Annotated in this window: 8 protein-coding genes and 1 riboswitch; of the genes, 2 read left to right on the plus strand and 6 right to left on the minus strand. The window is 69.4% G+C overall.

Annotated features, from left to right (window positions below; all coding sequences use genetic code 11):
- The first annotated feature begins 17 nt into the window (after nt 1-17).
- Entirely contained in the window at nt 18-944 is a 927-nt protein-coding gene (locus H7J89_RS01820; RefSeq protein WP_264035968.1) for an asparaginase, read from the plus strand.
- On the opposite strand, the gene H7J89_RS01825 is transcribed toward H7J89_RS01820, so the two are convergent.
- Nucleotides 909-2,321, minus strand: coding sequence for a DNA polymerase IV (locus H7J89_RS01825; RefSeq protein WP_443677608.1), 1,413 nt, complete (start codon nt 2,319-2,321; stop codon nt 909-911). The genes H7J89_RS01820 and H7J89_RS01825 overlap by 36 nt on opposite strands.
- Before the next feature lie 34 nt (nt 2,322-2,355).
- Between H7J89_RS01825 and H7J89_RS01830 the strand changes: the two genes are divergently transcribed.
- Nucleotides 2,356-2,847, plus strand: a complete 492-nt coding sequence (locus H7J89_RS01830) for a hypothetical protein (protein WP_264035876.1) — start codon at nt 2,356-2,358, stop codon at nt 2,845-2,847.
- Between the two features lies 1 nt (nt 2,848).
- Here H7J89_RS01830 and H7J89_RS01835 read toward each other — a convergent pair whose 3' ends face one another.
- The 5 genes from H7J89_RS01835 to H7J89_RS01855 form a co-directional block, all read right to left on the minus strand.
- Nucleotides 2,849-3,607 carry a hypothetical protein gene (locus H7J89_RS01835; protein ID WP_264035878.1) on the minus strand — a complete coding sequence of 253 codons (759 nt, stop codon included), beginning with the start codon at nt 3,605-3,607 and terminating at the stop codon, nt 2,849-2,851.
- 126 nt (nt 3,608-3,733) lie between these two features.
- Nucleotides 3,734-6,859, minus strand: a complete 3,126-nt coding sequence (gene ileS, locus H7J89_RS01840; protein ID WP_264035881.1) for an isoleucine--tRNA ligase — start codon at nt 6,857-6,859, stop codon at nt 3,734-3,736.
- A 339-nt stretch (nt 6,860-7,198) separates the two neighbouring features.
- Nucleotides 7,199-7,435, minus strand: coding sequence for an Rv1535 family protein (locus tag H7J89_RS01845; RefSeq protein ID WP_264035882.1), 237 nt, complete (start codon nt 7,433-7,435; stop codon nt 7,199-7,201).
- A 287-nt stretch (nt 7,436-7,722) separates the two neighbouring features.
- Nucleotides 7,723-7,892, minus strand: a riboswitch (M-box (ykoK) riboswitch).
- Nucleotides 7,893-8,106: 214 nt separating this feature from the next.
- Nucleotides 8,107-9,231 carry an NAD(P)H-dependent flavin oxidoreductase gene (locus H7J89_RS01850; RefSeq protein ID WP_264035885.1) on the minus strand — a complete coding sequence of 375 codons (1,125 nt, stop codon included), beginning with the start codon at nt 9,229-9,231 and terminating at the stop codon, nt 8,107-8,109.
- Between the two features lie 32 nt (nt 9,232-9,263).
- Entirely contained in the window at nt 9,264-9,845 is a 582-nt protein-coding gene (locus H7J89_RS01855; protein WP_264035887.1) for a carboxymuconolactone decarboxylase family protein, read from the minus strand.
- Nucleotides 9,846-10,440 lie beyond the last annotated feature (595 nt).

A 10,440-nucleotide genomic window follows, 5' to 3' on the forward strand; every position in this document is an offset into this window, starting at 1 on the left:
TGCGCGATGATCTCATCATGGGCCGGCTCACCGTCATCGCCACCGGAGGCACGATATCGACCGGCACCGGCGCGGACGGCGTGCACCGCCCCTCGTACGGCGCGGCCGACCTGGCGGCCGGTCTCGACGTCGACGTCGTGGACGTGCTGGCGTTGGACAGCTCTCAGCTGGTGCCGGCCGATTGGGACCGGATCGGCGGCGCCGTGCGGGCGGCGATCGACGGCGGCGCCGACGGTGTGGTGGTCACACACGGCACCGACACCATGGAGGAGAGCGCGCTGTGGCTCGAGCTCACCCACGCGGGCGACGTCCCGGTGGTCCTCACCGGGGCGATGCGCAGCGCCGACGCGCCCGACGCCGACGGGCCGGCCAACCTGCGCGCCGCTCTGGCCGTGGCGGGTCACCCCGCCGCCCGGGGCCTGGGCGTGCTGCTGTGTTTCGCCGGCCGGGTGCTGCAGCCGTTGGGCCTGACCAAGGTGGCGACCAACGACCTGAGCGGCTTCGCCGGTGAGCTGATCGGCACGGTGAACGGCGGCGTCACGCTGGGCGGCACCAAGACGCGGCCCCAGCTCGGCGAGCTCAGCGCGGCGGACGCGCCGCGGGTGGACATCGTCGCCGCCTACCTGGGCAGCGACGGGGTGGCCCTGGATGCGTGCGTGGCCGCCGGGGCGCGGGGCCTGGTGCTCGAGGCGCTGGGTTCGGGCAACGCCGGCGACGCGGTGGTCGAGGCGGTGGCCCGCCATTGCCGGGCCGGGGTCGCCGTGGCGGTGTCCACCCGCGTCCCGGGCGGCCGGGTCGGCGCCAGCTACGGGCCCGGACACGAGATGGCGGCCGCCGGCGCGGTGATGGTGCCCCGGCTGCGGCCGCCGCAGGCCCGGGTGCTGATGATGGCCGCGCTTGCCGCGCGGCTACCGGTCGGCGACGTCATCGCCCGCTGGGGCTGACGGCGCATTCGCCTCCAGGGCCTGCAGCGCGCCCAGGTAGTCCGGCCAGTCCAGGGAATCCACCGGGTTGGCCTTGCTCAGCTCGGCGGTGTCGGCGGGGAACGTCCGCGCCGGGCCCGGCCCCGAGGCGCGGGTTTCGAAACGCGCTGTGACCACGCCGTGGCCCGCTCCCTGCACCCAGCCGTGCCCGAGTTCGCGGTGCGATACGTCGTCGCCCACCCGCCACTGCGAGCCCGCTTCGGCCACCGGTGCGAACATCGCCTCGGCCGCGGTCTCTACGGGTTGTCCCTCCGAGGTCTCCCCCGCCAGGTCCAGGTCGGGGAACAGCGACTCCTGGCGCACATCGCTCAATCCCGAAAAGCCCACGCCCAGTAGGCGAATCGGCCCGATTTCCCGGGGGTCGAGCAGCAGCCGCCGGGCCACCGCGACGAGCGCGCCGGGCTCGGTCGTCGCGTAGGGCAACGTCGCCGAGCGGGTCAGCGTGCTCATGTCGGATTTCTTCAGCTTCACCGTGACCGTGCGGGCGCCGCGCCCGTCGCGCAGCAGCCGTTGATGCGCGTGCTCGGCGATCGGGTCGATCGCCTCACGCAGCTGCTCGAGGCTGGTCAGGTCGACGGCGAAGGTGGACTCGGAGCTGATCTGCTTGGCCTCGGCGCGCTCGGCGACCGGCCGGTCGTCGATGCCGAGCGCCAGGCGGTGCAGCGCCGGCCCGATCGTCGCGCCCAGGATGTTGGCGGCCTCGGCGTCGGTCAGCGCGGCCAGCTGGCCGATCGTGTCGATGCCGAGTCGATTCAGCTTCTCCTCGGCGACCGGACCGATGCCCCACCACCGCCGCACCGGCAACCCGCCGAGCAGCGACCGCTCCTCGTTGCGCCGGACCACCCGAATGCCGTCGGGCTTCGCCAGGCCCGACGCGATCTTGGCGATCTGCTTGCCCGAGCCGGCGCCGACCGAAGCGATCAGGCCGGTCTCGTCGCGAACCCGTCGGCGCAGGTCCTCGCAGAACGCCTCGACGTCCTCCGCGGACGCGCCCGCGAGGTGGGGCGGTTCGCCGAAGCCCTCGTCGAACGACAGCTGCTCGACGACCGGCACCACGCTGCGCACGGTGTCGAAGACCCGCCTGCTGGCCACCCCGTACACCACGCCGCGCGGCGGCAGCACCACCGCGGTCACGCCGATCAGGCGGCGGGCCTGGTGCATCGGCATGGCGGAGCGCGCGCCGTACACGCGGGCTTCGTAGCTCGCCCCGGCCACCACGCCCCGTCCGCCCAGGCCGCCCACCAGCACCGGCCGTCCGCGCAGGGTCGGCCGGGTGAGTTGTTCGACCGAGGCGAAGAACGCATCCATGTCCAGGTGCAGCACCCAACGGGACTCCACACTTCGAAATGCTATTGGTCTAGCGTCGTTGGGTATGGAGGCCGACGGCACCCACGCACCGAGGTCTCGGTGGGAGCGCCTGCGCCATCAATGGGACGAGCGGCTGCAGCCCGGCGAGCAGGCCACGGTGCTGGCCTGGACGTCGTTCACCCTCACGTTCGCCGGACTGCGGGCACTCACCCACTGGATCCGCGCCGGCCATGGGCCGTCAGGTGGTGGTATGTCGATGGGCGGCAGACACTTTCACCACTACAACATCGGCATCGGGATGCTGGCCACGGTGGGTGGCGTGGGCCTGCGCGGGACCGACAGGCAACGCCGGCATCCGGCGGCGGCCGTCGCGTACGGCGCCGCGAACGCCATGATCGTCGACGAACTAGCCCTGCTCTTGGACCTCAAGGACGTGTACTGGGCGCGCGATGGCCGGCAAAGCGTGGACGTCGCGGTCGGGCTCATCGCCACCGGCGCGACCGTGGTGGCGGGCATGCCGTTCTGGCCGCACGCCCACCGCGCGCTGCGCTCCTGAATCAGGGATGCTGCAGCGGCTGCAGGCGGATCGGCTGCGGCTGAATCGGCTGCGGGTGAATCGGCTGCGGGTGGACCGGCTGCGGCGGGTGGCAGGCGAAACACTGGATCGGCCCGTGGCCGCTGCCACCGCTCGGCGCGGGCTGGCCGCCGCCCTGCTGACTGCCACCGTGCTGGGGCGGCACCGGCACCGGAACGGGCACGGGCACTATCACCGGCGGGACGTTGACGGTCACATTCGGAGGGGGCGGCGGGTCGGCCGGGGCAGGGGGTGCGGCCGGGGCCGCCGGCGCCGGTGCGGGCGCGATCACGACGGGTGCATCCCCACGGCTGACGGGCCCGGGCGAGACCTGAGCGGCGTCGGGAGGGGTGGCCGCCGGCGGCGGGGCCGGCGCCACGGGCGGCGGCGCAACCGCGCTGGGGGGCTGCGGGTTCACCGAGCCGACGCTGGAATTCGGAACCACGACGGCGGGCTTGTGCTCCTTGGACCCCGACCCCTCGACGAGCAGCAGGCCGAGCCCGGCGACCGCTCCGAGCGCCGCGACCACGGCCCCGGCGAGCAGGGCATTCGTCCCCCTCGAGCGCGGCTTCGCGATCACGGTCGTGGCCGGAGAATCGTCAGACTCGACGGGTTGGACGAGGGATTCGTCCTCGATCGTAGGGTCGCCCAACGGGCTCGACGCCCACGCCTCGGCGACGGTCAGATCTTCGTACGGGAGGGCGGCGAACGTCGTCGACCGGAAGTCTTCGATGGTGCTCATGGCGTGTTCCTTAACTGTGTCGCGACCCCCGATGGGCCGCCGTCACAGGTACGAGCAGCCAGGCCGGATGTGTCGGACACTTTTTTCGGAACTTTTTTCACCAACCACGACCGTGGTTCTGAGCCGCTACACCTTGGCGATGCTCACCCGCACGCCGTCACCGATCTCGGCGCCGCCGGCCGGCTCGCCGAATTCGAAGCTGGTGGCCAGGATCTCACCGGCGATCAGCTCACGGTGCGTGCGCGCCCAGTCCGCCCGCTCGGCCGGCACCGACATCACCACGGAGATTCGGTCGGACACGTCCAGCCCGGTCGACTTGCGCAGCTCCTGCAGCTCGCGGATGCGGTCCTTGGCCCAACCCTCGGCCTCCAGCTCGGGGGTGACGGTGCCGTCCAGCACCACCAGCCCCGCCCCGTCGGGCAGCGCCGCGGTGAACTCGGGGTCTGCGGCGACCAGCCGCGAGCTGTACTCCTCGGGTTGCAGCACCGCGGGGCCCGCCGTCAGCGTGCCGTCGGGGTTGACGACGCCCTCCCCCGCTTTCACCGCCTTGATGGCGGCCTGCACATCCTTGCCCAGCCGCGGCCCGGCTACCCGGGCGTTGACGGTGAGCTCGAACCGGCCGTAGGTGTCGATGGCGTCGGTCAACTCGACACTCTTGACGTTGAGTTCATCGGCGATCAGGTCGGCGAAAGGCGCCAGCCGCTGCGGATCATCCACCGCCACAGTCAGTTTCGGTAGCGGCAGGCGCACCCGTAGCTTCTTCGCCTTGCGCAGGGACGACGCCGCCGAACACACCTCGCGGACCTGATCCATCGCGGCGACCAGGTCGGGGTCCGCGGGCACCACACCTTCTTCCGGCCAGTCGGTCAGGTGCACCGAGCGCCCGCCGGTGAGACCGCGCCAGATGATCTCGGTGACCGACGGAAGCAGCGGCGCGGCCAGCCGGGCCGTCACTTCGAGCACGGTGTGCAGGGTGTCGATGGCGTCGGCGTCCTCCTCCCAGAATCGTGAACGTGACCGCCGCACATACCAATTCGTCAACGCCTCGGTGAACTGGCGCAGCTGCTCGCAGGCCCGGGAGATGTCGCAGGTGTCCATTTCCCGGGTGAGGTTGTCGCGCAGTTCGGCGAGCTTGGCCAGGATGTAACGGTCCAGGACCTGCCGCGAATCGGCGCGCCAACTGCCGACTTTGGGCGCGTAGAGGGCCAGGAAGCTGTAGGCGTTCCACAACGGCAGCAGGACCTGGCGCACACCCTCGCGGATGCCCTGCTCGGTGACGATTAGGTTGCCCCCGCGCAGGATCGGCGAGGCCATCAGGAACCACCGCATGGCGTCGGAGCCGTCGCGGTCGAACACCTCGGACACGTCCGGGTAGTTGCGCAGCGACTTGCTCATCTTCTGCCCGTCAGAGCCCAGCACAATCCCATGCGCGACACAGGTTTTGAATGATGGCCGGTCGAAGAGCGCGGTGGCCAGCACATGCAGCGTGTAGAACCAGCCGCGGGTCTGGCCGATGTATTCGACGATGAAGTCGCCCGGGTAGTGGGTGTCGAACCAGTCGCGGTTCTCGAACGGGTAGTGCACCTGGGCATACGGCATGGAGCCCGAGTCGAACCACACGTCGAGCACGTCGGGGATGCGCCGCATGGTGCTGCGGCCGGTCGGGTCGTCGGGATTGGGGCGAGTCAGCTCGTCGATGTAGGGCCGGTGCAGGTTGGTGGGCCGCACCCCGAAGTCGCGCTCCAGCTCGTCGAGGCTGCCGTAGACGTCGATGCGGGGGTAGGCCGGGTCGTCGGATTTCCACACCGGAATGGGGCTGCCCCAGTATCGATTTCGGGAGATCGACCAGTCGCGGGCGCCCTGCAGCCACTTGCCGAACTGGCCGTCCTTGACGTGTTCGGGGTACCAGGTGATCTGCTGGTTGAGTTCGACCATCCGGTCGCGGAAGGCCGTGACGGTGACGAACCAGGACGAGACGGCCCGGTAGATCAGCGGATTGCGGCACCGCCAGCAGTGCGGGTAGGGGTGCTCGTAGGTCTCGTGGCGCAGCAGCACCGCGCCGTTGGCCGCCGCCGGGCCGGTGCCGTTCTTCAGGTCGCGGATGATGTGCGGGTTGGCATCAAAGACGTGCTGGCCCTGGTAATCCGGCACCGTGGCGTCGAAGCGGCCCTTGGAATCGACCGGGGTGACGGGCACGATGCCGACCTCGTCGGTGGTCGCCATGTCGTCCTCGCCGTAGGCCGGGGCCATGTGGACGATGCCGGTGCCGTCCTCGGTGGTGACGAACTCCCCGGGCAGCACCTGAAAAGCCTTGGGGCTGTCCATGAAATAAGGGAATGGCGGCACATAGCGCGTGCCGAGCAGCTCGGCCCCGGAGCGGGTGCTCAGAATCTCGGGTTCTTCGCCGAGCTCGCGGGCGTAGGCGGCCAGCCTCGGCTCGGCCAGCACGAAGCGCCGATCGCCGGCCCGGACCTCGACGTAGCTGACCTCGGGGTTGACCGCGACCGCCAGGTTCGACGGCAGGGTCCAGGGCGTCGTCGTCCACACCAGCAGGTGCGCGCCGTCCAGCGCACCGCCGGCCACCTTGAAACCCACGGTGAGCGCCGGGTCTTGGCGGCTCTGGTAGACGTCGTCGTCCATGCGCAATTCGTGGTTGGACAGCGGGGTTTCGTCGCGCCAGCAGTACGGCAGGACGCGGTAGCCCTCGTAGGCCAGGCCCTTGTCCCACAGTTGTTTGAACGCCCAGATCACCGACTCCATGTAGGACAGGTCGAGCGTCTTGTAGTCGTTGTCGAAGTCGACCCAGCGGGCCTGGCGGGTGACATAGGCCTGCCACTCGTCGGTGTAGCGCAACACCGATTCCCGGCACGCGTCGTTGAACGCGGCGATCCCCATGTCGTCGATCTGCGATTTGTCATTGATGCCGAGCTGGCGCTCGACCTCGAGTTCGGCGGGCAACCCGTGGGTGTCCCAGCCGAAACGACGCTCCACCTTGTACCCGCGCATGGTGCGGTACCGCGGAACGATGTCCTTCACGTAACCGGTGAGCAGGTGCCCATAGTGCGGCAGCCCGTTGGCGAAGGGCGGGCCGTCGTAGAAGACGTATTCCGGGGCGCCCTCGCGGTGGGCGATGCTGGCCCGGAAGGTGTCGTCGCGGGCCCAGTAGTCGAGGACCTCGAGTTCGAGGGTCGGGAAGTCGGGCGCGCCGCCGGCCGGTTTCGGATAGGCCTTGACGTCAGCGTTCTCGGTCACGTGGTGCGTCGTCTCCTGTGCCTCAGCGCCGTTGGGCACTGGTAGCGCCTGTTGGGGACGACGACGCGCTGCCTGCGCGAGCGCCGCGGTACCACCCCGCTTGCCGCGCTTGCCGCGTGGCCGCTCGTTGAAGGCTGTGACGGGCCCACCCGTTCGGTTCTACTGAGCCGGCCAGAGGAGAAGAAGCCGGCTGTTCTTCCGAAGGCTCCCCGGTGATGCCGGATCAACGCCAGTGGGTCGATTCTACTCAGGCGGAGCACCCCAAGGGGCTACCTGGCCTCAGGAAACACCTGCGGCCGGGTAGCCCCTTGGGGTGTCGGTTGGTCGCTGTTCATCGGATCAGGCCTGCACCTCGAGCACACCGACGCGCCACAGGGCCGCGTAGACGTGCCGCAGGGGGACGCTCAACAGGCGGGTGGCGCCCTCCACCAGTGGGTCGCCGGCGAGAACGGGCTGCTTGTTGACCTGGCGGGTGGCCTTCTTGGCCGGGGCCTGAGTTGCGTCGGTGTCGCGCACCACCGTCAGCGTGCGGGCGGGCGCTTGGGTTACCACTTCGTCGTAGAGAGCTGCGGTCATGGTCGCCTCCTGGAGGGGATTTCTAACGGGGACTAACTGGACTGACGCGTCGAAGTCCCGTCGCGGTTCCGATCCCAGAACGCTTGGCCGATAAGCCACTTAGCGTTGCGACGCTCAGCTGAGAACGTCGTGCCGGAGACCGGATCGGGACGAGACGCTCGGACTTCGGTCCGGACTGTCGCTGGAACTCATGTGTCCCTCACCTCCTCGCGGTCACGAACGCGTGCGGTTGTCCGCACGCGAATTGCACGCAGCATGAGGAGCGAAAACCCGACGATCGTCGGAGATCCGCACCCCTCTCGTCAGAGCTTCGGCACCACACGACGTGTCCGGTATTCCGGAAGCCACCTGGGCTCAACCCTTAAGCCGGGAGGAGCTGTCCTGACCCGGGGCGTCTTTCGACGTTCGGGGTCAGTGGCCTGTATTCGTGTAGACGCCTCACCTAACGAGGTGCTTACCCGACCGATAATGCACGACGGGTCCGACCGGGTCAAACTCCTCGGGGCCACGTTTTGCGATCTTTACGATTTTCCGGGGCGGCTCCACAGGATTCAGCCAGGTTCGAGCCTTTCACCTGCGGGTATGGCGCGGCCGGTCGGCACCGATTGTTCATCTTTTGTTTGCCGGCCCCGGCCGGAAAGGGTGTCAAAACCCTTGCGGGGAAAGCCCTGTCACTTCTCGACGAGGCCCTCGAGCCGCCCGATGGTGTCGATGAACTCCTCGACCATGTCGAGCACCACCGTGCGGGTGGGGCGAACCCGGTCGAGCGACCCGACCACCTGCCCGACGAAGTAGGTGGCCAGCTCGCGCGCCTTGGCGCCGGGGTGCGCGGCCGCGGAGTTGATGCGCACCTGCGGTTCGGTGACCAGCGCGGTCTGCAACGGCATGCCGAGCGGGTCGGGCTTTTCCGGGCGCTCCCATTCCTCGGTCCAGGCCGTCCGCAGCATCCGTGCCGGCTTGCCCGTCATCGACCGCGAGCGCACCGTGTCCGAGGAGGTGGCGGCCAGGAACTTGTCCTTGACCACCGGCGGCGTCTCGGCCTCTTCGGTCGTCAGCCACACCGACCCGCACCACACACCTTCGGCGCCGAGGGCCAGCGCCGCCGCGATCTGGCGGCCGCGGGCGATGCCGCCGGCGGCGAGAACGGGGACCGGCGACACGGCATCGACGACCTCGGGAACCAGGACCATGGTGGCGACCTCGCCGGTGTGTCCCCCGGCCTCGGTGCCCTGCGCGACGATCAGGTCAACCCCCGCGGCCGCGTGCCGTTGCGCGTGGCGCGTGGTGCCGGCCAGCGCGGCCACCAGCACGTCGCGGTCGTGGGCGCGCTCGACGAGGTCCGCCGGGGGCGGGCCGAGCGCGCTGGCGATCAGCCGGATGTCGTGGGCGAACGCCACCTCGAGCAGCGGCTCGTAGCCCTTGGGCGAGATGTTGAGGCCGCCGGCGGAGGCGCGCGCCTCCTGGGCCGGCGCCGTGATTCCGTAGCGGGCGAGGATGTCGTCGACGAACGCGCGGTGCTCCTCGGGCAGCAGCGCGCGCGCCTGTTTGGCGTCGATGCCGCCTTCGTCCGCGCCGACGTACTTGGGCGGCAGCAGCAGGTCGACCCCGAAGGGCTTGCCCCCCGTCTGCTCCTCGATCCAGGTCAGTTCGTTCTGCAGCCGCTGGGGGCTGTGCGCCACCGCGCCGAGGACCCCGAACCCGCCCGCATTGGTCACCGCGGCCACCACATCGCGGCAGTGGCTGAAGGCGCAGATTGGGAACTCGACGCCGAGCATTTCGGCGACTCTGGTACGCATTGCCCGACGCTAAAGAGCTATCGATCGATATGTCAATCGATAACGGTGTCCGCGGGCGACCGGCCGTCCGGCGGCCAGCTCGCCACGCCCTCCTCGAGCGGGACCTGGAGGCTGTGCAGGAGCGACGCGACCATCCGCCACGCGCCGATCGCGGTGACGAGCTCGATGAGAACCGTTGTGTCGCCTTGCAATTCACGCTCACAGGCCGCCCAACTCGCGGCGCTCACCGCGCCGTCGCGGACCACGTCGTCGGTGGCGGCCAGCACAGCACGCTCGGTGGGTCCGAACCCGTCGTGTGCCTCCCAGTCGCGCACGCCGAGCAGGTCGTCGGGGGCCACGCCCAGCCTCGAGGCGACACGCCAGTGCTGTGTCCATTCGTAGTCGCATCCGGTGAGCCAGCCGATCCGCATGATCACCAGCTCGCGCAACCGCGGATCGAGCGCACCGTGCCAGAGCATGGTGGCGAGCAGGTCGTTGATGGCGCGTGCCAGCGGCGGGTGGTTGAGCAGCACCTGGAAGATGCTCAGTTCGGCCATGTAGTTCGGCACGGCCGCTTCGTCGGCGGCGGCCGTGGCTTCGTCGAGCGGCAACTTGGGCACGCGAGCTGTTGTCATGGTGAGCACTTGAGTGTACTGGCGGGCACCGTCGCGATCATCGGCCACGTTGGCCGGGGATCGCTGCGTCATTGGACCGACCCGGGGTGCTGCAATCGCCCGCCTGAAAGCCATTGCCGCTGAGGTGTTTACGAGCAGCGCTCAGAGCAGTCCGAGCAGTTGCAGGAATTCAGATAGCACAGCGACTCGGCCTCAGCCGCCGTGCCCTCGCCCAGCGCAGTTTATCGAGCCTGAACGCGACCGGGCATTGGTGGTTTGATCACCCGACGGCGCCCTACAGATGCACGCATGGCCCCGGCCGCGGTGGCCGTGGGCCCCGAAGTCGATAAGAAGCGGCCCGCCGGTGCCCAGGAATTACTTGATCGCCAACCCGAGGGCGACCACCAAAATCGCTGGACACCGGCGTCAGCGCCGCAGGCACTTTCCCCGGCAGCATGATTGTGGATTGGTCCGAAAGATTAATCGAGGACGAGAATGTGCGCTAGTGGTTTCGAAAAAGTCCTAGCTACCTATCAGCACTCCTGTAACCGGCGCTAAACGATACGCGAAGGATGTTTCTGGTGGTCAAACCGAATACACGGTTCGGGACGGCCCG

The organism is Mycobacterium paraffinicum, from assembly GCF_025822865.1.
GTDB lineage: Bacteria > Actinomycetota > Actinomycetes > Mycobacteriales > Mycobacteriaceae > Mycobacterium > Mycobacterium paraffinicum.